The 21,634-nt window shown below is 70.4% G+C and carries 18 protein-coding genes; 7 read left to right on the top strand and 11 right to left on the bottom strand.

Features of this window, described 5'->3' with window-relative positions:
• Positions 1–33: 33 nt before the first annotated feature.
• Positions 34–666 (bottom strand): TetR/AcrR family transcriptional regulator, encoded by a 633-nt coding sequence (locus tag ACSDR0_RS25005; protein WP_435291307.1) that lies wholly within the window; start codon positions 664–666, stop codon positions 34–36.
• 90 nt (positions 667–756) lie between these two features.
• Here ACSDR0_RS25005 and ACSDR0_RS25000 point away from each other — a divergent pair, with 90 nt between their 5' ends.
• Positions 757–1,398, top strand: a complete 642-nt coding sequence (locus tag ACSDR0_RS25000; RefSeq protein WP_435291306.1) for an NAD(P)-dependent oxidoreductase — start codon at positions 757–759, stop codon at positions 1,396–1,398.
• A gap of 144 nt (positions 1,399–1,542) precedes the next feature.
• Here ACSDR0_RS25000 and ACSDR0_RS24995 read toward each other — a convergent pair whose 3' ends face one another.
• The 10 genes from ACSDR0_RS24995 to ACSDR0_RS24950 form a co-directional block, all read right to left on the bottom strand.
• On the bottom strand, positions 1,543–2,412 hold the full coding sequence (locus ACSDR0_RS24995; RefSeq protein WP_435291305.1) for a TIGR02452 family protein: 870 nt from the start codon (positions 2,410–2,412) through the stop codon (positions 1,543–1,545).
• Positions 2,413–2,518: 106 nt separating this feature from the next.
• A complete protein-coding gene (locus ACSDR0_RS24990; RefSeq protein ID WP_435291304.1) occupies positions 2,519–3,583 on the bottom strand; it encodes a hypothetical protein in 1,065 nt (354 codons plus the stop codon).
• A gap of 163 nt (positions 3,584–3,746) precedes the next feature.
• A complete protein-coding gene (locus ACSDR0_RS24985; protein ID WP_435291303.1) occupies positions 3,747–5,990 on the bottom strand; it encodes a hypothetical protein in 2,244 nt (747 codons plus the stop codon).
• Positions 5,991–6,172: 182 nt separating this feature from the next.
• On the bottom strand, positions 6,173–8,425 hold the full coding sequence (locus ACSDR0_RS24980) for a TIGR03986 family type III CRISPR-associated RAMP protein (RefSeq protein WP_435291302.1): 2,253 nt from the start codon (positions 8,423–8,425) through the stop codon (positions 6,173–6,175).
• Positions 8,425–9,024, bottom strand: coding sequence for a type III-D CRISPR-associated protein Csx19 (gene csx19, locus ACSDR0_RS24975; protein ID WP_435291301.1), 600 nt, complete (start codon positions 9,022–9,024; stop codon positions 8,425–8,427). Before csx19 ends, ACSDR0_RS24980 begins: the two co-directional genes overlap by 1 nt.
• A 31-nt stretch (positions 9,025–9,055) precedes the next feature.
• Positions 9,056–9,880 (bottom strand): RAMP superfamily CRISPR-associated protein, encoded by an 825-nt coding sequence (locus ACSDR0_RS24970; RefSeq protein ID WP_435291300.1) that lies wholly within the window; start codon positions 9,878–9,880, stop codon positions 9,056–9,058.
• Complete coding sequence (locus ACSDR0_RS24965) at positions 9,880–10,662, bottom strand: RAMP superfamily CRISPR-associated protein (protein WP_435291299.1); 783 nt, start codon at positions 10,660–10,662, stop codon at positions 9,880–9,882. The genes ACSDR0_RS24970 and ACSDR0_RS24965 overlap by 1 nt, the downstream gene beginning before the upstream one ends.
• Positions 10,662–13,214, bottom strand: coding sequence for an RAMP superfamily CRISPR-associated protein (locus tag ACSDR0_RS24960; RefSeq protein ID WP_435291298.1), 2,553 nt, complete (start codon positions 13,212–13,214; stop codon positions 10,662–10,664). The genes ACSDR0_RS24965 and ACSDR0_RS24960 overlap by 1 nt, the downstream gene beginning before the upstream one ends.
• Entirely contained in the window at positions 13,211–14,806 is a 1,596-nt protein-coding gene (locus tag ACSDR0_RS24955) for a Cas10/Cmr2 second palm domain-containing protein (protein ID WP_435291297.1), read from the bottom strand. The genes ACSDR0_RS24960 and ACSDR0_RS24955 overlap by 4 nt, the downstream gene beginning before the upstream one ends.
• Positions 14,791–16,005, bottom strand: coding sequence for a hypothetical protein (locus tag ACSDR0_RS24950; protein ID WP_435291296.1), 1,215 nt, complete (start codon positions 16,003–16,005; stop codon positions 14,791–14,793). Before ACSDR0_RS24950 ends, ACSDR0_RS24955 begins: the two co-directional genes overlap by 16 nt.
• A gap of 567 nt (positions 16,006–16,572) precedes the next feature.
• Here ACSDR0_RS24950 and ACSDR0_RS24945 point away from each other — a divergent pair.
• The 6 genes from ACSDR0_RS24945 to ACSDR0_RS24920 all read left to right on the top strand — a co-directional run bounded on the left by ACSDR0_RS24945 (position 16,573) and on the right by ACSDR0_RS24920 (position 21,544).
• On the top strand, positions 16,573–17,265 hold the full coding sequence (locus tag ACSDR0_RS24945; protein WP_435291295.1) for a CRISPR-associated endoribonuclease Cas6: 693 nt from the start codon (positions 16,573–16,575) through the stop codon (positions 17,263–17,265).
• 32 nt (positions 17,266–17,297) lie between these two features.
• Entirely contained in the window at positions 17,298–18,785 is a 1,488-nt protein-coding gene (locus ACSDR0_RS24940; protein ID WP_435291294.1) for a hypothetical protein, read from the top strand.
• Positions 18,786–19,823, top strand: coding sequence for a type I-B CRISPR-associated protein Cas7/Cst2/DevR (gene cas7i, locus ACSDR0_RS24935; RefSeq protein ID WP_435291293.1), 1,038 nt, complete (start codon positions 18,786–18,788; stop codon positions 19,821–19,823). It begins immediately after the preceding gene.
• Positions 19,820–20,527, top strand: coding sequence for a CRISPR-associated protein Cas5 (cas5, locus tag ACSDR0_RS24930; protein WP_435291292.1), 708 nt, complete (start codon positions 19,820–19,822; stop codon positions 20,525–20,527). Before cas7i ends, cas5 begins: the two co-directional genes overlap by 4 nt.
• A gap of 2 nt (positions 20,528–20,529) precedes the next feature.
• Positions 20,530–20,958 (top strand): CRISPR-associated endonuclease Cas3'', encoded by a 429-nt coding sequence (locus ACSDR0_RS24925; RefSeq protein WP_435291291.1) that lies wholly within the window; start codon positions 20,530–20,532, stop codon positions 20,956–20,958.
• 82 nt (positions 20,959–21,040) lie between these two features.
• Positions 21,041–21,544, top strand: a complete 504-nt coding sequence (locus ACSDR0_RS24920; protein WP_435291290.1) for a MarR family winged helix-turn-helix transcriptional regulator — start codon at positions 21,041–21,043, stop codon at positions 21,542–21,544.
• The last annotated feature ends 90 nt before the right edge of the window (positions 21,545–21,634 follow it).

Below are 21,634 nucleotides of genomic sequence, written 5' to 3'. Positions count from 1 at the left end.
CTGCCCGTCATCACGTACACAGCCAGGCGGTGATCACGGCCGGGCGGGTGGCTCCGGCTCCCCGATGCCCTCCAGGAGGGTCCTGACCAGGGTGGCGGCGAACTCGTCGATCGGCTGGGCGGCCGAGCCCAGCTGCGGGCGCTCCCCGGCGAAGGAGTGCAGGAAGGCGCGCTGGAAGCACGCCCCGAGGAACAGGGCCGCCGCCGCCGCGGGGTCGGCGCCGGCGCGGACACGCCCGGCGGCGCGCTGCCGGAGCAGGTAGGCGGTCAGCGCGTCGAGCGGCTTGTGCGGGCCCATGTCGAGCCTGGCCAGCTCGTCACCGTGCCGCCGCAGCAGCACCGGATCGGAGAACAGGGAGGCGCCGATCGGGAAAGTCGACATGTAGAACGCCACGGCCTGCCGGCCGATCTCGACCAGGGTCTCCTCGATGTCGTCCGCGTCCCTCGGCCCTCCGGTCTCCAATTCGACAAGGAGAGGGGCGAACCGGGGCAACCGTTCCTTGAGGACGAAAACGAACAATTCCGACTTGCTCTCGAAGTGCTTGTAGAGCGCGGCCTCCGAGCATCCAGCGGCGCGGGCGATCTCCTTGGTGGTGGTGTGGGCCAGACCGATGGTCCGCATCAGCTGGTCGGCGGCATCCAGGATCCGGACCCGCGTCGGCTTCATACTGGGCGCTCCTTGGGGTTGACGGATGGTGGGTGAACACTCACTATAGTGGTTAGTAAGCATTTACCAACCCAGCCACGGGAGAACGCGATGAAGCTGACCGTCTGCGGAGCGACGGGCGGCACGGGGCAGGAGGTCGTGCGGCAGGCGCTGGAAGCGGGGCACGAGGTGACGGCGGTGGTGCGCGATCCCGCGCGGCTGCCGGAGATCCTCACCGGCGTGCGGGTGGTGACGGCCGATCTGTCCGCCCCGGAGTCGTTGCGCTCCGCGATGGAGGGACGGGACGCCGTGATCTCGGGCATCGGCCCGCGCAGCAGGAAAATCGCCCGCGACGGCGTCGTCGCGACGGCGACGCGGAGTGTCCTGGCCAGCATGGACTCCTGCGGGGTGCGCCGCCTCGTCGTGGTGAGCGCGGCCCCGGTCGGCCCGTCGCCGCAGGGCGAACCCTTCCTCGGCCGCAGGATCGTGACCCCGCTGGTGCGGCGGGCCCTGCGTGACGTCTACACCGATCTGAGGGCGATGGAGAAGAGCATCTGCGGCAGCAACGCCGAGTGGACGATCATGCGGCCGCCCCGCCTGCTGGACAAGCCGCTCACCGGGAAATACCGGTTGGCCATCGGCGGCAACGTCCCCGGCGGGCACACGATCGCCCGCTCCGACCTGGCCCACGCGATCCTCGCCCTGCTGGACAACCCCGCGACGGTGGAGCAGGTGGTCGGCGTCGCGTACTGAACCCCCGCCGCCCGCCCCTCCGTGATACGGGCGCCGGGAGGGGCGCCACCGGCGCCGGGCGTTCTTCGCGCTCATCCGAACCCGACCAGACCATCCCGGGGGGATGGCACCGGGTCCGGCGTCCAGGACGCCGGGCCCGGTGCCCTATTCGGGCTCGTCGGCGAGTGCCCGCGCGAACGCGTCGTAAGTGGGCGTTCCTGGAGCGTCGTCGAGCACGGCGAAGACCACCCGCTCGAAGCGCCCGCGGAAGGCCCCCGAGGGGCCGAGGTGCGTGGCGAAGCAGGCCGCCACGAGCGCGGGCGAGTTGCGGAACACCCCGCACCCCCACGCCCCCAGCACGAGGCCGCGCAGCCCCGAGGCGGCGAAGAGGCTCAGAATTCTCCCCGAACGCTCGAACAGCACCTCCGGCAGGAGGGCGCGCCGCTCGTCGTTCTCGTCCATGGCACCCGCGTTCGGCGCGGCCACCGTCAGGAACGAGACGGGGTACGGACGGGCGAGCAGGCCACCCCTGTCGTCCCTGAACACCGGGACCCCGGGCGAGAAGATCGCGCGATCGCTGTAGAGGGGATCGCGCCGCCTCCGGTGGAAGGCGTAGAAGTCGGGCGCCTCGAGCAGGCAGCGGTAGAGCCCCGACGCGTACGCCAGGCTCTCCTCCTGCGCCTGGGTCCCCCGCAGGAAACCGCCCCCGGGATTCTTCGCCGAGGCGAAGTTCAGGCAGCCGACGGCACCCCCGCCACTTTCGCGGCCTTCGCCGCTTCCGCCGTCCCTCTCCGCCCCGACCATGCGGCGGGCGGCCGACAGGGACGTCTCGTTGACGACCTCCACCGAGGTCGCGACGGCCGGAAACGCGGCGAGCGGGCCGACCGGCTCCCCGGCTCCCCACGACCGCGTGCCCGCGACGGCACCGGCGAGCTCTCCCGCGATGGACACCCGCCCCTCCGAAGGGTGGTCGTACCAGCCGCGCTCCAGGATCTCCACGGTCTGCGCGGCGAGCGCCCGGCGTGCTTGCGTCATCTTTCCTCCCGGCTTCCTTCCGGGCCCAAGTTATCCTCACAGTGAGAAATTCTCAATACGAGAAAGACATGGAAAATCCGGGCGTCCTCTGGCCTCCTGGCCCGGATCACGAGTCTTCCGCCCCCGGCAAGCGGCGGGCGACCCAGTCCTGGCCCACGAGGGAGACGAGCGAGATGAGCCTTCGTACGAACCTGTCAGCGGCCCTGGGACCGATTCCGAGGTCGCGCGCGGCGCGGGCCACCAGCTCGGCGCCGCCCGTCGGGACGTCCGCGCAGATACCGGCCAGCAGCACCCGGTGGTGGACGCTTCGGTTCGCCGTACGTTCACCAGCGATCAGCGTGGACAGGGTGCGGCGGGCGAACTCCCTCTCCTCACCGAGGATGAGCAGGTCCTCGGGGTTGTGATCCAGTGTGGGGAAGAGCTCGGGAAAGAACTCCCCCTGCTCCAGGTGAATGGTCACGTTGGCCATGAAGAAGCCGGGCCGCAGCTCACAAAGCCGGTCCAGGGCTGCGCGGAGCGAGCGGCGAGCGGCGAGCGGGTCGAGGTGGTGGCGGTCGAGCAGATCTGCGGGGATGTCGTAGGGGTCGCGGGCCCCGTTCCGCAGCCGGGTGACGGCGTCGGCCAGCAGCGCGAAGGACGTCTCCTCGTCGCGGAGTGGCCGCGCCCAGTCGGACTTCCCGAGGTCGCGCAGCGGCTGCGCGGAGGCGCCGCGCCCCATCGCGTCCTCACGGCACGTTCGCGCCTCGATGTTGCGCAGCGGGTGATGGACGAGCTGGGCACGAACCGCGCGGACTCCGGCGGGTTCCCCGCCGCTGGGCCGCCGCCGGATCAGACGCGCCATGAGATCGATTTCGTTGACGGCGGCCTCCGGCGAGGTCACCCAGCGGGCGACCGTGTCCATCTCGCGGACCGCCTCCCCCGCCCTCGTCCGGGGAGGCGTTCCCGCCAGGGCTTCGCGCAGCCTGGTGTATCCGCCGAGGAGATGGTCGTCGATCGTCCGCTCACACTCGTCGCACCAGCGCGTCCCGTCGGCTCCACTACAAGGTCTGCCACCGTGGCGGGCCCTGCGTAGCGGTCCGCGCGCGACGTCTCTCATAGCCGGGGAGACCAGCGAGAAATAGGCGAGGAAAGCGACCGGCTCGGGTGCTGCGGCGACGGCGGCGAGGTTCATGGCTGCGTCCTTCCAAGGCATGACAGGAGAACGCGTCCGAATAGGACGGTCTCTCGACATCGGCCTCGAAGTCCGAGGCCCTCAGAAGGAGCGACATGAATCGCTCAAGCTCGCAGGCGACAGCCGTTGAACGGAACCAGAGTGGCAGGAGGCATGATCAGCGTCAACCGCTTTCGCGATACGCTCGACTAAGTCCATTTATGACTGATTTGTAGTGCTTAATAAGCTCGTCATCGCTTCTACGCGTTCCGTCCAGCTCATCCGCGGCACCGCGGACCAGCTTCCGCACATCACCACGGTCACCCCCCACCTGGCGGCGCCCTCCGCGATCCCGCTGATCGAGAGCGTGTCCCTGCAGAGCGGAATTCGCCAGCTTCGCGAGAGCGTCCAGTGCCGGATGCCCCGCACGCAGCTCCGTCCAGATTCGCCAGGTGAACAGCGCCGGACGGATCGCCTCCACCGCGAGGTAGGCAGCGAGTTCGCGATGCTCGCCGCATGCCTCGGCGACCAGCAGCAGGCGCCGCTTGGCGGCGGAGCAGCGCTCCTTCATCGTCCAGTCGTCCGGGGCCGGGCCGAAAAGCTCCATTTCGAGGGCAGCCAGACCGGGCAGCGCCGCACGCAGCAGGCCGGAGCCGCGCTCGACCAGCCGACGCCCCGTCCGCAGGTCCAGACGCCTGACGGCGCTCATCGCCAGCCCTGCCAGCACCCGGTCGGCACCGAGACGCGCCGCCACCGGCCGGCCGGTGCGCAGTTGGGGGGCGGCACCCGGCACGCGGACCAGTTCCGTCACCCAGAGCGGGCAGGCGGCGGTCAGCGACCACTCCACCCCGGCCGCGATCATGCCGTAGTTCGTCATCGGCGGCCCGGGATTGAGCACGAGGACGACCTCGTCGACATCGCGCGGGCTGCCCGACCCCGTGCGACCGGTCGGCGGCGCCTCGGCCCGCAGCGCGGTGACGACGACATCGTGAATCGATCGCAGGTCACCCGAGACGCCCTCGATCACTCGCGCGTCCACCGACTCTCCGGAGGTCTCGGCCGCCCACCGGGCGAGCCGGTGTGCCCGCTCCCGTGTCTCCTCGCTGGCGAGCAGCCTGAGCCGCAGAATCCCGCGGCGGGACAGCAACCCACGCCGTTCCCGCAGCCCGGCGAGAACCGTCTCCAGCGCAGTCTGATCCTCGACGTCCCTGCCTTCCCGATCCAGTCCGACGGCCAGCAGCCCCAGAACGTCACCGCTGCCCAGGACGGGCCATCCGGTTCTGCCGGTGGCGGCGACCAGTTGGAATCCGGGGTCGTCCTTCTCCCAGCGGTCGGCGGCCCTGAGCAGGGTCTGCGGCAGTGGCCCGGGCTCCAGACGCTCCGGCATCAGGTGCGCCCGGTGGGTGGAGGCCGCCGTGTAAAGGCCGGTCAGCGCGTCGTCCCTGATCATCTGAACGCAGGCGGCGTCACCGCCCATCTCGACGGTGCGGGCGGCCGCACGAACAAGCGCGGACAGCCTGCCGGCTCCACCGGCCCGGTCACCGAACGCGGCGACGAGTCTCCCGATCTCGCGTTCGGTGCGTGCCGTCAGAACCTTCTTGTCCTGGTCGCGTTCGAACGACCTGCGGAGTTGTTCCGCGAACCATGCTCGTAGCAGACCGTAGTCGGCTGCCTCTCCCCGCCCGATCCGCTCGAACAGAGCGGCCTGCACGGTGGGCCACTCCTTCGTGAACCAGTCGGCCTTCCCCGGCGTCAGGCCGGAAATCTCGGCCGTCCGGGAACGGTCCCGCAATCGTGCGGCGACCTCCAGGTTTCCGGCCTGCCGGGCGGCGAGCAGCTCCCAGAGCATCTGGTTGGCCGGGTCCACCTCGGCGAGACCGTCCCAGAACCGGTAGCGGAGCAGCCAGGCCGCCAGATGGGCGTCCATGTCGCGTGGCCTGTCCAGCGAGTACGGCCGGTCCGGGGTGTCGAGGTGGACGATCCGCGTGGGGCGGCGCGTCTCCAGCGCCGCGCACAGGGCTCCCACGCTGAGCGCGAACGCGCCCGAACCACAGCTGATCAGGATGTCGTCGGGGTGGTGTTCCGCCAGCCACCGGCTCATGGCACCCGCGGCGTCCCTCAGCGCGGGGTCTCCGAGCCTGACCACCGAGACCGCGCCCGGCTCGAAACGGGCCCCGCACATCCCGGCCTCGGAGGTGAGCAGCCTCCGCATGGTGTCGGCGTGGTCGGCGAACGTCCCGCCTCCGGGCGCGCCGGGATTGGTCGTCCCCAGCAGGACAAGTAGGGAGATCGGGGTGTCGCCTGCGGCCAGGCCTTCGAAGATCTTGCGCAGAGGGCGACGGTCCTTGCCCGTCGCCCTCGGGTCACCCTCGAAGACCGCCGTGTCGGAAGTCCACGAGCCCGCGATCTCCGGGTCGTCCGCGCGCATCCCGGCGAACCCCAGATCACCGCCACCGACCGCATGGACAAGCAGCGTGCCCTCCGTCTTCTCCGGAACCGTGTTTCCCGGAACCGTCCTTTCCAGAATTGCGTCCTCCCGCTGCTACCGAAACGCGACCGATCGCGCCGACGGTAACCCACGCCAGTGACATTCTCGATGAAACAGCGAAACTATCGTGATTTTCCGCCGTTTCCGCGTTCGTTTCCCCGTCCCTTTCCGTCACGTCCACGACGGGAAGAACCTGCGGGCGGTTTACGACCGCCCGTGTTGTCCTCCCCCTTCCTTGATGGGTAAACGCCAAGCGGTGCGACAGGGTCCACCGGGCGGGGCAACGAGCGCCCACGTCCCGGAACGATCCTGTTGCTCTCCTGCTTCTCGTTCTCGGTGAACCACTCGTAGTTCCTGCCGCGCGGATCCGGCGGCCCAGGAACGCCCTCGTTCAGCCACTCCGGCCGCGTACGGGGATAGTGCACCGGGAGTTCCGGATCGCCTTGGAAGACCGCGAGCATCGCGTCGCGGACCGTGGACAGGTCGGGCACACCGTTCACCATGCGCTCGAACGTCTCGCGTGCACCGTTCAGGATTTTCAGGCCATCGGTGTCCGGCAACGTCCCGGAGAGGTCGCGGTAGTAGGCGACGTACTCCGCTCCGGAGTGCAGCTCGGTGTTCTCCGCGTCGACGTCGAGCCGCACGCTGCCGAACCCGAGGGGCCGGCCGAAGCCGAGCCGGTGGAAGTGCCCCTGAGGCAGGCTGAGCAGCCAGGCGAGCGCTCCCAGCTCGTGGTCGTCGAGATCGTGGACCTCTACGGTGAACCGGAAGGTCGTCTCGCGGCGCACCCAGCCGCCGATCGAACGGTTCTGCGTGTCGCGCTGCTCGGGGGGCTCCGTCAGGTAACGCTTCCCGTCGGGATCCGGATCGCCGCTGTCGCCGGGTGAGGTGCGGGACCGCCGGTATTCGCGGTAGTAGCCGCTGATGCGAACCTGCGCCGGGTCGAGCTTGCCCTGACCTTCGCTCCAGTGCTGGCTCCGGTCCAGCCCGGCGTGGTGCCAGTACGCCTTCCGGCCGCGCAGTCCCTGACCGGGCTGGTACAGCTTCTCCTTGGGCGTCCCGTCCCTCACCGGCAGATCGGGCCTGACCGGAGACTCGGCGAGATAGAAGCGTCCCTGCTGAGGCTTGGGCCGGCCCAGGATCGCGAGCGGCAGGCCGTCGCCGCCGAACCGCTCCACAGCCCGCTCCGCGTCCTGCTCACAGGTGACGGGACCGATACGCAGCCTGCCGCGATAGGCGGCCGGGCGTACGCCGGAGCCGTTGGGGGGAGCGACCCAGCCGAACACTCGGTCCGCGGGGGAGAGCTCGTCGTAGCGGGGCGCCGGAGCCAGTGAGGGGTGCAGCAGCTCCGAAGGGGCGACGGGATAGATGTCCCGCGGCACCAGGACCGGGTAAAGGCGGTCGACGCGGCCGTCAACGAGGCGGGCGTAGCAGAGCATCCCCCCTCTGAGCACCTGCCAGGTCTTGTCGTACAGGTGGGGGCTCCAGGCGAGTTGCCCGGGACCGGCGCCGACCCGCTCCCCCGGCCCGGCGACAGAACCGTCCGGGCGCCGCCGCTCGTGCAGTTCCGCGCCGTCGTGCGCATTCCTGTAGTCGCGGATCAGGTCGTTCCACTGCTTCTCCAGCTCACTCCACGGTCTGGCCAGCGGGAGTTTCGCGGGTTCTCTGCCCGACTCCACATAGAACAGGCGTTCCGAGGATTTGCCTTCGATGTTGGGACCGGTGACGTAGGCGATCCCCTCCACCAGCCGCTCCCCGTTCTCCGGGATCAGCCTTTCGGTGGTGCCCTTGCGCGCGAATCCGACCACGCTGGTCGCTTTCCCCCGTTCACTCCTGATCAGTGCCTGAATTCGTTCCAGATGGCGGGGAGCTTCCTGACCCTGGCGTGGATAGAGGCTTTCTCCAGTTTTCGGGTCGTACATCTTGAGTGCCGCATGCTGGAACCGGAACATCACTCCTCCCGCCCCGACGAGTACGGGGACCATGTCCAGGGCGTAATCGGCACTGCGACGGAATCCCAGCGGGGCGTCGTGGCTGTCAAAGACTCCGAACCTGGAGTTGGTGACGGCCTCGTAGGCGGCGCGCAGCATGCCCTTGACCGAAGTGGCGGGCAGGTGCGGTCGCCCGTCTCTGAGCCGGACGGGGTAGACCAGGTGACCGTCCACACCTTCGGCGGGCGGAGTCCCTCGTGCCGTGTCCAGGAGGAGCAGCGGCGTCTCGACGGTGAGCGTGACGCCGACGCGACCGGTCCAGCAGCCGGGACGCAATCGGTCGCGGGCGGGGGGCGGCCCGTCGCGAAGCGGCTCGGGCAGGCCGTCCCGGGGAAACGCCGGGACGAACGTGTAGGGGTTCAGGAATTTCGCGTCGCCGCTCATCACGCGACCTCCTCCGCGTAGGTTTCGAGCCCGGTCTCCGGGGCGTAGGGTTCGAACCCGGTCAGGCGTTCCTCGGCGACGTAGGCGTTGCCGTGGACCCGGTCCGTGACGACGTACTCGCGGGCGGTCAGCCGCACCCGGTCCTGGGTGGCGGGGGTCGTCATCGGTACGGTGACGGCGCCGATCCGGGCGGAGCGGAGCGTGACCCAGCCGGGCACGGACGCGGCGGCCGGTGAGGTGGGGGGCGGCGCGGTGACCTTGCCCCAGACGAGGTAGCGGGCTTCCAGCGTCGTCTCGACGGGCAGCGCGTCGAGCGAATCGCCGAAGGACGCGGGCAGCAGGCTCTCGTCCTCGGTGAGCACCACCGCGTACCCGGCCTCCACCCAGCGCAGTTCCACCTCCGAGGTGAAGACCCTCGCCTCGTAAATGGTGGACAGATCGACAAGACCGGCCGAGGTGACGCAGCCGCGCCCTTCGACGCGGCCTACGTGGTACGCCGAGGGCGCGGTCAGCAGAGCGCATCCTCCGGCGACGCCGGTCGCCTCCAGCGCATCCGCCAAGGTGACCCCGGTGGTCGCGGCGCCGTACAGGAAGGTCATCGCACTCCTTCCAGAGCTCGTGGGGAGAAGGTCATGACGACTCCTTTGCCAGGTAGTCGGCCCAGGCCCGGGTGATGGGCGAGATCTCCGGCCCGCTCATCGCCCGGGGCAGCGTGACCGGTTCGGACCAGGGACCGCCGGTCAGGGTGATCTCGGTGACGTCGACGTCGCCGAACCCCCGGTTGACCAAGGCCCCAAGCGGGACCCGCCCGTCCGCGAGGTCCCGGAGGGTGAGGAGCAGCAGGGTGAGCCCGCTGTCTCGCTCGTCGCCCAGCCGGGTGAGGTCCACCGAGAGCCGGATGGGCTCCCACTCCACCGCGTGCGGCTCCAGCACGCTGAACAGACGCCCATCGGCCGCCCCGCCGGTCCAGCGGTCGAGCGCGACGTGGTCGGCCTGCGCCATGCCCAGATCCTCCAACCGGTCACGTACGGAGTCGCTGAGCACGGGCAAGCGCTCGTCCCCGTCTCCGTCCTCCCCAGAAAGCGAGGCCCCCGTGGTGGCGGACTCCCAGAGGGTGTCCGGGACGGTCAGCAGGGCGGTGCACTCCTCGGCGCGCAACGCTCCCGCCCGGCGGTCATCGGCGTCGTCGCGAGCGGAGCCGAACAGTGCCCGTACGACGCGCAGCTGGTCGAGTTGCGCCCGGAACGCGGCGCTGTGCTCATTGGGGGACGCACCCGGCTCGGCCGACGGAGCGTCGATGTCGTTCCGCGCGGTGCGCTCCACCAGTTCGGCGTGGCCGCGCAGCGCTCCCTTGATGGACCCGCCCGGCAGGACCAGCGTGACGTGACGGCGGTCGACGCGCGTGGTGAGCGGCAGCGTGTCGACGACCAGGCCCCTAGAGCCTGACCTGACCATCACCGGAGCGCGAGGAGTCCAGGTGACGCGGACGTCGAGAACCTCTCGGCGTCGCGGAAGCCCCGCGTCGGCGGACCGCAACGACGCCGTCGTCCGGGCTCGGGCCGGGTCGTCCCGCAACACGGCCAGCAGGCCGGCCGGGGAGTCGAACCGGTCCACGACCAGCTCGAACGGGTCGTCGAGCAGTCGTACCGCCCCAGCCCCCGGCCGGTCGCGGCGCCGATCCGCACCTCCCCCGCGCTCAGCGCGGCGAGCAGGGCTCCCAGCCGGGCCTCGTCACCGGTGGCGTCGTCCGTGCGCGACTCGACGTCGATCTCCAGCCGCAGGTAGCACCCGGCGGGCACGACGGTCCTGCCGTACAGGAACTCCTGGGCCGCCGTACCCGTCACCCGGTCGATGCCCACCGACTGCCTGAGTTCCAGTCCGATGGGGTCGAGAGGGCTGGCGGGCAGCCCTCGCTCGTCCAGACGATGATCGGTCGTGACCAGCGCGTCGGCGACGATCATCCGACTGGCGCTGCCCTCCTCGGAGTCATCTTTGGATACGAAACCCCACAGCCTGTCGAGGAGCGGAGAGGCCTCGCCGGTCCCGCGCGACCAGTTCCGCAGGACCCCGGCCAGCGTGGTGCCGGGGACGTAGAGACGGCCCAGGCCGTCCAGGGCGATCGGCAGCGGCTCCGAAGGGTCGTGGCCGAGACCTCCGACGTGCAGCGGTGACTCCGTACGCAGCCAGCCGCGCGCCCGGATCCTGCTGGTCACGTGCCGTCCCACTCTGGCGCTCATCACTCTCTCCCCACGGTCGCCGTGACGGTCCCGGCGTCACCGTTCCGTGTGGTTCTTTCGCGGCTGCCCGCCGCCTCGTCGCGGCTGTGCGCGGCCAGGCAGGCGCTGACCAGGACCCGTACCGCCTCGCAGTGGAGCTCGGCCCGCAGGGTCGCGACCCCGTCCCCGGTCACGACGAGTCTCTCCTCCGGCAGGGCGAGCAGCGCCCAGACCGGATCCGTAGTGGTGAGCAGGTCAAGCAGCCGCGTCACCGCCTCCCGGGGCCAGTCAGGTCGACCTGCCCTGGTCCGGGTGAGCCAGAGCAGGCGGCTCTTCGCGCGCTCCCGCGACGGCTCCCGGACGATCTCGCGCAGCGCGTTGAGCTGCGTGCTGGGGACGCCGGTGGGAACGACTCGCGACCGACTCTCCCGGTCTCCCTTGATCCGCTCGCAGGCCCGGTGGATCTCTGCCCGCCAGGCGGCGCGTTCGAAGATCCTCGCGGTGTCGTAGCCGTCCTCGCCCGGTGTGAGGAGTCTGGGCACGGACGTTCCGGCGGACGCGACCTGGGACGCCGCGGAGAGCATCTCGTCCGATGCGACGGTGAGCTCCGCAGGAGACGCGTTGTCCGGCGCGACGGCGAGCGGGCCGGAGGGGCTGTCCTCGATCGGGGCGACGGCCGAAGACCGGATGCCATGAGAACCCGCAGCCTCGACGGGCAGCAGCAGGAGATCGTGATCCAACTCCACCTGCCCGAATCCCTCGGCCCTGCGCTCCCCCACGCCCGCGGCCCGGACCTCGGCCAGGACGTCCGGGGCGATGGGGCCGCCGGTCACCTCGAAGGTCAGGCAGCTCCCGGCGGCCAGGCCGTACAGGGTGGGGCGGGGCAGGCCCCAGCCGCGGTGCCAGCTCTCCGTCCGGTGGACGCCCAGCGCGACACCGACTCGCCCGTCCCGGCGTCCGATCACGGGTGTCAGGCTCACTCCGGAGGCCCCCGCCTTGGCCAGAGCCTGTTCCAGTGCCCGCTTCACGTCTTCGACCTCCGTACTGGGTCGCAGTCTCAGGTCACGGACCAGCAGCTCCGACAGCAACCACACCCGCAGTAGATCTCCACCCCCCGCCGCTCGCCGCCCCTCGGCGACCGGCCGGGCCACGACCTCCACCTGTCCGTAGTCGTCCTTGGAGGACCGGCCGACCCGCCACCGTCCGTTCAACCTCTCCTCCCAGCCCTCCTCCAGCGCGCCCGCCCTGACACGCACCTCGGCACGGAGCGCGGTCCCGGCGGCCAGTGCCCGGTAGACGTAGACACCGCCGATGTCCCGGGTGGGTCGCTGGACGTCGTCACGGATGCTGTTGTGCATGCGCAGCATGGACGGAGGATCGACGACCTCGTGCACGTCCTCACCGTCCGGTACGACGTATCCGCCCCGGTACGGCTTGCCGGACGACACGGCGCCGGCCATCCGGTTTCCAGTCACTGTGCCCGGCTTCCCCTTCTCGTGGACGAAGACCTTGGGCACCGGCAGCGTGCGGGCGCCCCCGGCCGACTCCGGGGTGGCGGCCGTAACCAACAGATCCCCCGTACGGACCAGGGCGTGCGCGCCGCCACCGAGCCGCCGGGCCACCTCCGGCATCAGGCACCAGCCGGGAACGTGGCCCGCGCCCTTCACGACATTGCCCAGGACGGTGGCCGCGGCGAGAACCGCCTCCTGCACCGTGATGACCAGCTCCGCGCGCTCCCAGCCTGCTCGCGTCGGCCGGGACACGGGAACGGGCCGGTCCGCGACCGCGTACGCCGGGCCCGCCGGGGGCGGCACCACCCGCTCGGGGGGCGGCATCGACCAGACGGGAGCGAACCCTGCCCCTTCGACGGTCATCGCGCACCGCCCCGATCCCCGGCGGCGCTTGCCTCCGATGCCTTCCAGCAGCCGTGCCCCCGCCCCCAGCAGCGCCACGGCGACGTCCCGCTGGCCCTGGTCCAGCTCCGCGAAGCCCTCGATCCGCCCTCGGCCCGTCAGCGTGACCCCCGCGCGGGCCATCTCCTCGAATCGCAGCATCTCCGCCTCGGCGGTGCCGGTACGGACGTCGATCGCCACCCCCGGCTTGCGGAACGTCGCCGCCCAGGCGACCTGCGGCCTCGCCCGCAGGAGCCGGGCGAGCTTTACGGGAAACCGCAGCGGGCCCTCGACGACCAGCGCGGCGGGCCGGGGCGCCTTCCCGTCGAACCTGCCACCGAACAGGAAGCCCACCCAGTCGTGCCAGACACCGCTGGGACCGCTGTCCAGAGCGTGCGCCGCCAGCTCGCAGGAGTCGCGCCAGACCCCGACCAGCGTCTTGGCGGGCACGATCGGCGCGGCGGGAGCGGGAGACGCCTCCGTACCGTCCAGACCGTCCTGCCGGACAGTCCCGTCGCCGTTCTCGTTCCTGTCCCTGTTCCCGGGCAGGACGGGTCGGCTCGCCTCCTCACCGTCCCGCTGGACGAGCCGGTCGGCGTATCCCTGAATCCCCGTCCCGGTCCCCACCCGCCAGTCACTGACCATGAACAGCGAGATCGCGAAACTCCCGGTCTCGTTCACCTCGCCTCCTCCTTCACCTTCAGGAACCGCTGCGCCGTCATCGCGTCCAGCAGGCCCGTCACCTTCTTCGCTCCGTGGGCGTGGTCGCCGTAAACGTGATCGGTCCACAGCAGCTCGCCCTCCTCCGTCAGCTTCATGAGCGCTTCCCTGCGCTCCCGGTCCTTCTCGAACCGCCGCAGCAGCAGGCCGAACCGGGACGCGGCGACCTCCTCGCCCAGGCACACCCCCTCGCGGAGGTCATGGGCCGCGCTCCGGGGAATGAGCGGCTCCTTCGACCCGGTTTCACACAGGTTCAGCGCATCGATCCGCCGTTGCAGATCCGCCCAGCGCCGCCCCCGCGCCCGGCCGTCTTTGCTGCCCTCCCCCACCAGGTACGGCGAGGCCGTTCCTCCCGAACCACCCGACAGGGTGACCGACGCGCGGATCCGCTTCAGGTCGGGGGCCGCGCTCTCGAACAGCACGACAAAGGCCAGCGCGGATCCCCAGCTCTTGACCCCCTTGGCCTCGACCTCGGTCAGTTTCTCGGCCAGCTCGTACGCGAAGTGGAACGGGTAATTGCGCTTGACGATCGCCACACCGGCGCCCGCTCCCAGGTTCGTACGACCGCTTCTGGCCAGCATCGGGCCGAGTAGGGGCTCGGTCGCAGTCTCCTCCTCGAACGCCTCCAAGTAGTGCCGGGTGAAGGGCAACGCCACCTCACCCGCGCACACCACGGTCAGGTCGTCGCCACCGAGCACCAGCGGAAGAATCGGCAGCGGATCCTCACTTCCCAGCTCCTCGGCGGTACGGCGCAGCGCCTCCTGAAACGCCCCTTTCCCACAGCGGTCCACCCCGAGGGAGAACGCTCGCAGCGCGTCCGCGTAGGCGCGGTCGCCCTCACCTCGCACCGACTCGCCCAACGTCCGAAAGAGCTCTCCGAGCCCGTTGCCGTCGGCGTGCACCACCGCGACCCACTCGGCGTTCAGGCCAAGCTCGTCGACGATCCCTCGCATCGCCCGCCAGCCGGTGTGAGCGTCCTTCACCGGGGCCAACCGGTCGAGGGCGGGCCGGTAGGCGGCCAGCTTCGCCATCGCCGCCGCCGACCTCGGCTGCGCGGGCTCTCCCTTTCCCTCGAAGCGGATCGCCTCTGCGGGCAGCCCGCTCGACGCGCAGTCCTCGACCAGCGGCAACCGCAGGAACCGCGCCTGCGGTCCCGGCCTGGCCTCTCGCACGGCCGCCAGCTCCGTCCGCGCCTTCCCGATCGCGTCGGCCAGCTCACCCGGGACGTACTCGACCACGACACCACAGACGTCCAGCCCCGGCGCCTCCTTCAGCGCGCGCCGGGTCAGCTCCGTCACCAGCCGCCGCCCGGCCTCCTGGTCCCTGACCAGCACGGTGATCCCGCCCGCTCCCGCGACCAGGAGCTCCGCGTCGTGGCTCTCGATACGCCACTCGCTTTTCACGAACCCGCGGAACACCTTCTCCAGGGCTTCGTCGGCCCAGGTCCCGTCCACCCTGGCGATCAGATCGGACGCTCCGACGATCTCCTGCCGCTTCCCCGAGGAGAAGATGTAGCGCTGGTTGCCCGCCGTACCGATCATGACGACGTACATGACTCTCCCGTCTCGTCCGTACCGCCCTCACGCGGCTCGCTCCCGTCCGTGCCCGTCCCGGACAGCTCGGCCCCGCGCGGCCCGGCCTCGTGTGAATCGGTCTCATACGGATGCGGAACCGCCTTCATCGCGTGGCCGAGCAGCCAGCCCAGTGCGAAGGCGACGCTGGCCGGGGCCGCGATGAACAACCGGGGGCTCAGGGCGGCGTACTGCGGCCTGGCCGCCACCCACGCCTGCCACGCCGCGTAGACATGCCGGACGGCCGGCTCGAAGTCGACGGCCGCCTCCGGAAGGTTGGCTGGCCCCCCGTCGACGACGAGGGCCGCCCGGCACCGCTCCCAGCGTCCATCGGTGTCCGCGCAGCCGTCACCCGCCGCACGCAGCGCCTGGGCGACCATCATCGGGTTGTCCGACAGGTGCACCACCAAGGCGACCGCCCGCCCCTCCTCGTCCCCCTCGAACTCCGGCTCCTCGACCACCCTGGCCAGCCGTGCCGCCCGTGCGGCCTCCGCCAGGCTCAACGGTTCCTTCATCCGTCCGCTGATCCGTACCGCCGTGAAGAAGTCGGACCGGCCACTCTCCGAACGCTGCGGCAGCACGGGAGCGATGGCCGTCTCCGTTCCCCCCGCCCGCTCCCCCCGAGTGGCGCTGACCCCCCGCAACTCCCGCTGCACGTTGAACTTGAACCGCGTACCCAGCTCGAAGGCATCGGGCAGCGCGGCGTTGACGTAGAGCGACACCGGCGTGGAGGGGTCGGCCTCCGACAGCTCGGTCAGCCGCGCGGTCACCAGTTCGTAGGCCAGATCCAGGGTGTCCCTGCGAGCCTCCCGAGCCGCCGCCCTCTCGTCCGCGTCGGCCCCGGGCCCCACCCCCTCGACATCACGTCGTACGACGAAGCAGGAGTCGTGATTGCGTCGGGCGTGATCGGTGGCCGCGCCGATCCACTGGGCGCTCCACGGCGCCCGCCAGTTCGCTCGCGGCAGGGCGATGACGATGCCCACGCCCTTACTGCGCTGCTGCCACAGGTTGATACCGGCGAACATCACGGCCGCAGCCACGCACAGCACCGTCAGAAGCAGCCGCTGGTCACCCAGCCACCCCTTGATCACATCCGGCACGGTCCCGGCGGCCACCGCCGCCGCCACCCCGGCCACCGCCGCCACCATCCACCGCGAGGCGCCTTCCCACAGCCCTCTCACCCCGCCCGTCCCCGCCCCAGCCCTGCAAACCCCATCCGCCCGCCCTTCCTGCTCTTTTTTCGCCTTCACCTAATACAGATGGACGACGGAAAAACAGCAGGTAGAACCCATCACAGAGGCAATGAGGACGCTCCAGCGCACCCGGGAGCTGCTAGACCCACACCGGTTACGACCCCTCGCAGGGGCGATAAGAACCACGAAGGCCGACCAGTGGAACAAGCTGAACACGGGGTTGCGACCCCTCGTAGGGGCGATGAGAACCCACGGTAAAGCCGCAGGTGAATCAGCACAATATCGAAGACCGAAGCCAGTGTTTTGCAGCGAACCTCCGGTCGTGCGGAAAACTCCGGAGGTCTGCCGCAAAAGCATGATCATAAAGGCCTTCATCTGGAGGCGGCCCCTCCGTGTCGAGCGCAGATTGGCCCAGGCTTGCCACCCAAGGTTACGAGCCATCGCTCCCGAGTGCCTGTCAATCGCCTGAGCTGCGCAAATGCATCAGAAGCTTCCCCGCCGGAGCCGTCGTCCATCTGTAGTAGGTGAGAGACGAACCAAGGCGGGAGGGAAAAGGTGAGGTTGCGGATCGAGGTCGCTACGGCGGCTACCGAGCTTGCGTGGGCGAAGGTGTTGGCGCCGGGGCGGTCGCTCGCGTACGACGTGCTCGCCCGGGAGGCTCCGGCGCTCGGGCGGCAGTTGCACAACCAGGGAGCGGGGCCGTACGGCATGGTGCCGCTGGGGCACGGGGCTCCGGTGTTTCCTCAGGCGAAGAGGCAGCGGGGAGCGTACGCGGTCGGCGGGCGGGGCTGGGTGGAGCTGGGCAGCCCGCTCTTCGACGTGGTGGCCGTGCTGGCGCAGGGGATCAAGCAGCGGGAGCTGCTGGACTGGGGCGGTGTGGCGTTCCGGGTGCTGAACGTCGTGGCGGTGGAGCCCCCGGGGTTCGAGTCGGGGCGAGGTCGGTTCCGGACGAGTACGCCGGTGGTGATGAAGGGAACCGGCCGGGACGAGTCCGGGCAGCGGACCACCAGGCAGGCCTGGCTGCTCCCGACGGACCAGGAGTTTCCGGTGTTCTTCCAGCGCAACCTGCGGCGGAAGGCCGAGACGCTGGGGCTGGACCCGGAGGTGTCGCTGACGGAGATCTCCTGGGTGGGGTCCAAGCGTTCCTTCTCGGTAAGCCAGGGCGCGAAACCCGGAGCGCCGGTCGAGGTGGAGCTGACCGGGCCGCCGGAGACGCTCCAGGCCATCTGGAGCTGGGGTCTGGGATAGGCCAACGCGGCCGGCTTCGGCTGGGTGGCCGCGTGAGCGAACCGGACAGCCGGGTGAGCGAAGCGGACGGCCCGGTGAGCGAAGCGGGCAGGCCGGACGGCCAGGTGGGTGAAGACGGCGAGCAGTCGCGGTTGGTGCTGAGCGCGCATCCGCTGCAGCGCGTCGGTGCCTACGCTCTGGCCCACCTGGGAAAGGCACCGTCACCGGAGCGGCTGGCGCCGGACGCGTTCGAGAAGGCGGTGCACCGGGTCACCGAGGACGCCGTACGGGCGGCTCTGGTACGCGACACGAAAAGCGACAAGGGCTTCTGGCTCAAGTCGAGCCTGTCCTTCTTCCCGAACTCCAAGATGAACCATCTCAGCAACGCGAAGAAGGACGCCGACACCATTGGCGATGCCGTACGGGAATGGCGTCGGCTTCCGAAGCCGCAAGCCCGGCCGGCGGTGGCTTGCGTGCTGTGCGGGCGCGGCGCGGTGGGGTTCTTCGGCAAGGTCGACGTTCCGCTGGCCGAAAGCGATCTCTATCGCAACAACACGCCGCGCGGGCACGCCGGGATGGCCCTGTGCTGGCCGTGCCTGTGCAGTTTCCACGCGTTGCCGTACGGCTGCCGCCTGACGGGCGGGCCGTCGATCGCGTTGCACAGCTGGGACGAGCCCTTCATGGCGCGGACGCTGTCGCGGCGGGTGGAACGCAACCGGCAGCTGATCGCCCTGGGCCAGGCCGACCCGCGAGGGATTCCCGCCCGGGAGGTGCTGGCGTTGCACGCCCTGCGTGACCACGAGGACCGGCTGACCGCGGGTGTGGAGCTGCTGGTCTTCAGCAACAACAACCGGGGCCAGACGCTGGAGATCCACACGATGGAGCAGCCGGTCGCCGAGTGGTTGCGGCACTCGTCGCGGCCTCCGCGCAAGCGGGGTTTCCCCGCTCTGCTGCGCGCGCACGCGACGCCCGACAGGCCGGGCGTGGTCGGGCTGGCGCGTAACGCCTTCCGGTCGCCGGACCGGATCGTCGGAGCGTGCGGCCGCTATCTGACCGCGCGCCTCGACCGGGGCGTGATCCGTGACGACACGGCCGAACTGGCCGAGCTGTGCTTCTCACTGACGATCGAGGTGATGCGGATGAACCAGAACGAGGTCGACGAGATCAAAACCGCCGGGGCACAGGTGGCGGCCTGGTTGAAGGCCGAGAACTCCGCCGGAAGACTCCGGGAGTTCAACGCGACGCTGAAGGAGCAGAAGCGGATGCGGCACTGGCTGATGCGCCGCAACATCGACGCCCTGCTGGACACATCGGACCGGATCGACGGCCCGCTGGTCACCGAGGAGCAGTTCCGGCTGCTCTTCGACCCGGAGGTGGAGCAGTCCTGGCTCCACCGGCAGCTGCTCGTCGTGTCGGTGGTGCAGCGGCTCCACGAGCTGGGGTTCAAGCCCGAGGACCGCGCCGAGGTGGCCGCCGCGATGGCGGACGAGGACAAGGAACATCCCGAGGACATCGGCTACATGAAAGGCGAGGAGTCGTAGATGAGCCACCTGGTCGGAAAGATCGTCCTGGACGTGGTGGCCGGGGCGCCGAACAACGGCCTGGGCGAGGACAACGTCGCCCGGGTGAAGCAGCTGCGCGTCGGGCGTGACGTCCATCCGTACGTCTCGGCGCAGGCGTTCCGCCGCTGGGTACGCGACTCGCTGCCCGCGTCGGAGCCGGTGTCGCCGGTGGTGCGCTCGGGCAGCGGTCAGAAGCAGCAGGCGTACACGCACGGCCGTCCCGACCGATATCTCGACGACGACCTGTTCGGCTACATGGTCGCGGTCAAGGGCGACAAGGCCAAGACCTGCCAGCGGGACACGGTGCTGGCCACCGGCACGTTCGTGTCGGTGGCCCCGCGCCGTCCCGAGCGGGATTTCGGGACGATGAGCCGAGGCTTCGGCGCCGGGGAGAACCCGGTGCTGCACGGGCACGAGTTCTACAGCGCGGAGCTGGCCGGTGATGTGCTACTGGACCTGCCGCGGATCGGCGTCTTCGAGACCGACGGGACCGGCCTGAAGGTCGCCCTTCCGGAACCGGCCGCCAAGGAGGCGCGGGAGAACGGCGCGGAGCCGGTGACGTTCCGGGGGTCCTCGGCACTGCGGCTGGCGATCGCCGAGCGTCGCCGCCGGGCGGCGCTGCTGCTGCTGCGTACTCTGACGGCGGTGCGCGGTGGCGCCAAGCAGTCGATGCACTACGGGGATCGGGCTCCGGCGCTGATCCTGCTCGCGCCGGTCAGGGGTGGTGTCAACCCCTTCACGCGGGTGGTCGGTGTCCGGGGCGAGCGGGCGCGGTTCGACGCCGGGGTGCTGCGTGCCGAGATCGAGGCCTGGGCCGACGAGCTGGACGGTCCGGTGTTGCTGGGCTGGGCGCCGGGGTTCCTCGGGGAGCAGCGGGACCAGGTGCACGCCGAGCTGGCCGACCTGGTGAAGGCCGAGCACCTGGTGATCGATCATCCTCGGGTACTGCTGGGCGGCCTGGCCGAGCGGATCGAGCGTGGCGAGCACGACACCTGGTTCGAGGATCCCAAGGCATGACCGCCGCCGGGCCTTTCGAGGAGGAGGACGGGCGGGCCGTCGAGGCGCTGGAGGTGACGGTGACCGCGCCGATCGTCTCCTTCCGCAACCCGCTGTACGCCGGGGTGCAGGTGGCCCTCCCCTGCCCTCCCCCGGCGACCGTGGGCGGCATGCTGGCCGCGGCGGCCGGAGGGTGGGACGCCGTCGACCCGGGGACGCGGTTCGCGATGGCGTTCCGGGCGCGCGACAAGGGGGTCGATCTGGAGACCTACCATCCGCTGGACGCCACCGGGAAGAAGGCCGATCCGACCCCCCGGGAACGGGAGTTCCTGGCCGGTGTGACGCTGACGGTCTGGCTCGTCGCCGACGCCGAATTGTGGGAACGCAGGCTGCGCAGGCCGGTGTGGCCGCTGCGGCTGGGCCGGAGCCAGGATCTCGTCGGGGTGGCGACCCGGCGCGTCACGCTGCGGACCGGCCCCGGCCGCCAGGGGCATGCCGTCCTGCCCGAGGGAATCACCTCCGCGTCCGGCGGGACCTTGCTCCGGTTGCCGACGGCGGTCTCCCTGGACCGTTCCCGGACCCGCTGGGACGGCTACCGCTTCGACCCCTCCGGGCGAAGTGAGACGCCGATCGCCGGCGACCGGGTGAACGAAGCCGGTCAGACGGTGGCGTTCCTGCCGCCCGTTCATCCCGCTCAGCTCGCCACCGCCGCCGTGGGAGCGTGAGCGTGGAGCTACGGGAAATGCTCGCCAAGAGCGCGCCGAAGGAGAGGCTCACCGCTCACCTGGCGGCCACGCTCGCGGGCGCCGTCGTCCTGCGGCGGCGCGTCGGAAAGGTCGCCCTGCTGGAGCGGGCCACCGGTGGCCTGTTCTGGCCCGCCGCCTGCCTGGCCGGGCTGTGTCACGACGCCGGGAAGATCCCTGACGGGTTCCAGGCGATACTCAGGGGAGCTGTCCGGTCCTGGGGCGAGCGGCACGAGGTCGTCTCGCTGGGCTTCCTGCCCGGGCTGATCGGCGATGAGTCGCTACTGCGCTGGGTGGCCACCGGTGTGGCCACCCATCACCGGTCGCTGGAGGGGGAACGCGGTTCGCTGACCCTGGCGTACGGCGGCGTTGCCGAGGAGGAGTGGCGGGAGCGGCCCGGGGCAGGCCGCTGACAGCCACATCGTGTGAGGAGAGCCGCTCATGGACGATCTCCTCCAGGTCGGCGAGCCGGGCGACTGCGGTGATTGAGCATTTGTGCACGCAAGCAACTTCAGCTACGTTGACACCGTGGTGGCGACGGAGGCTCTCAGTGGCGAAGAGGAGGCCATGTGGCGCGCCTTCGTCGAGGTGCTGACCAGGCTTCCGCGGGCGTTGGACGAGCAGTTCAATCGCGAGACCGGCCTGACGATGACCGAGTACTCCGTGCTCGTCGCTCTCTCCGAGGCGGCCGATCACGAGTTGCGAATCTCTGAACTGGCCGACGTAACCGCACTGTCCCGCAGTCGGATCAGTCGTGTCGTCGACGACATGGGACGGCGGTTGCTGGTGACCCGGCGCAAGTGCCAGACCGACGCGCGCAGTTCGTTCGCCGTGTTGACGGATGATGGCCTGCGCGCGCTGGAGTCGGCTTACCCCGGCCATTTGGCACGAGTGCGCAGGTTGGTTCTTGACCACCTCACCAAATCCGAGGTCCGAACGTTCACTCACGCGTTCGGCAGGGTCGCCGAGGTGCTGCGTGGCGACCTCGCCGGCGACTGAGTCGCCCAGTCAAGCCGTCCCTAGTTGATCATCTCGGAGTGTTCCGCCTCCGATCGATGCCGTCCGATGGTGTCCGCTCGGTGCAGAAAC

Source organism: Streptosporangium sp. G11, assembly GCF_051192615.1.
In the GTDB taxonomy this organism is placed as follows: Bacteria; Actinomycetota; Actinomycetes; order Streptosporangiales; family Streptosporangiaceae; genus Streptosporangium.
This window is presented reverse-complemented; position numbering and strand designations above follow the sequence as displayed.

Bases quoted from the DNA above. Each gene is read 5' to 3' on its own strand.
- ACSDR0_RS24965 (WP_435291299.1), bottom strand. From the start codon at position 10,662: ATGAGCGCCAGAGTGGGACGGCACGTGACCAGCAGGATCCGGGCGCGC.
- cas5 (WP_435291292.1), top strand. From the start codon at position 19,820: ATGACCGCCGCCGGGCCTTTCGAGGAGGAGGACGGGCGGGCCGTCGAG.
- ACSDR0_RS24980 (WP_435291302.1), bottom strand. From the start codon at position 8,425: ATGAGCGGCGACGCGAAATTCCTGAACCCCTACACGTTCGTCCCGGCG.
- ACSDR0_RS24985 (WP_435291303.1), bottom strand. From the start codon at position 5,990: ATGCGCGCGGACGACCCGGAGATCGCGGGCTCGTGGACTTCCGACACG.
- cas7i (WP_435291293.1), top strand. From the start codon at position 18,786: ATGAGCCACCTGGTCGGAAAGATCGTCCTGGACGTGGTGGCCGGGGCG.
- ACSDR0_RS24970 (WP_435291300.1), bottom strand. From the start codon at position 9,880: ATGGTCAGGTCAGGCTCTAGGGGCCTGGTCGTCGACACGCTGCCGCTC.
- ACSDR0_RS24995 (WP_435291305.1), bottom strand. From the start codon at position 2,412: ATGACGCAAGCACGCCGGGCGCTCGCCGCGCAGACCGTGGAGATCCTG.
- ACSDR0_RS24990 (WP_435291304.1), bottom strand. From the start codon at position 3,583: ATGAACCTCGCCGCCGTCGCCGCAGCACCCGAGCCGGTCGCTTTCCTC.
- ACSDR0_RS25005 (WP_435291307.1), bottom strand. From the start codon at position 666: ATGAAGCCGACGCGGGTCCGGATCCTGGATGCCGCCGACCAGCTGATG.
- ACSDR0_RS25000 (WP_435291306.1), top strand. From the start codon at position 757: ATGAAGCTGACCGTCTGCGGAGCGACGGGCGGCACGGGGCAGGAGGTC.
- csx19 (WP_435291301.1), bottom strand. From the start codon at position 9,024: ATGACCTTCCTGTACGGCGCCGCGACCACCGGGGTCACCTTGGCGGAT.
- ACSDR0_RS24955 (WP_435291297.1), bottom strand. From the start codon at position 14,806: ATGTACGTCGTCATGATCGGTACGGCGGGCAACCAGCGCTACATCTTC.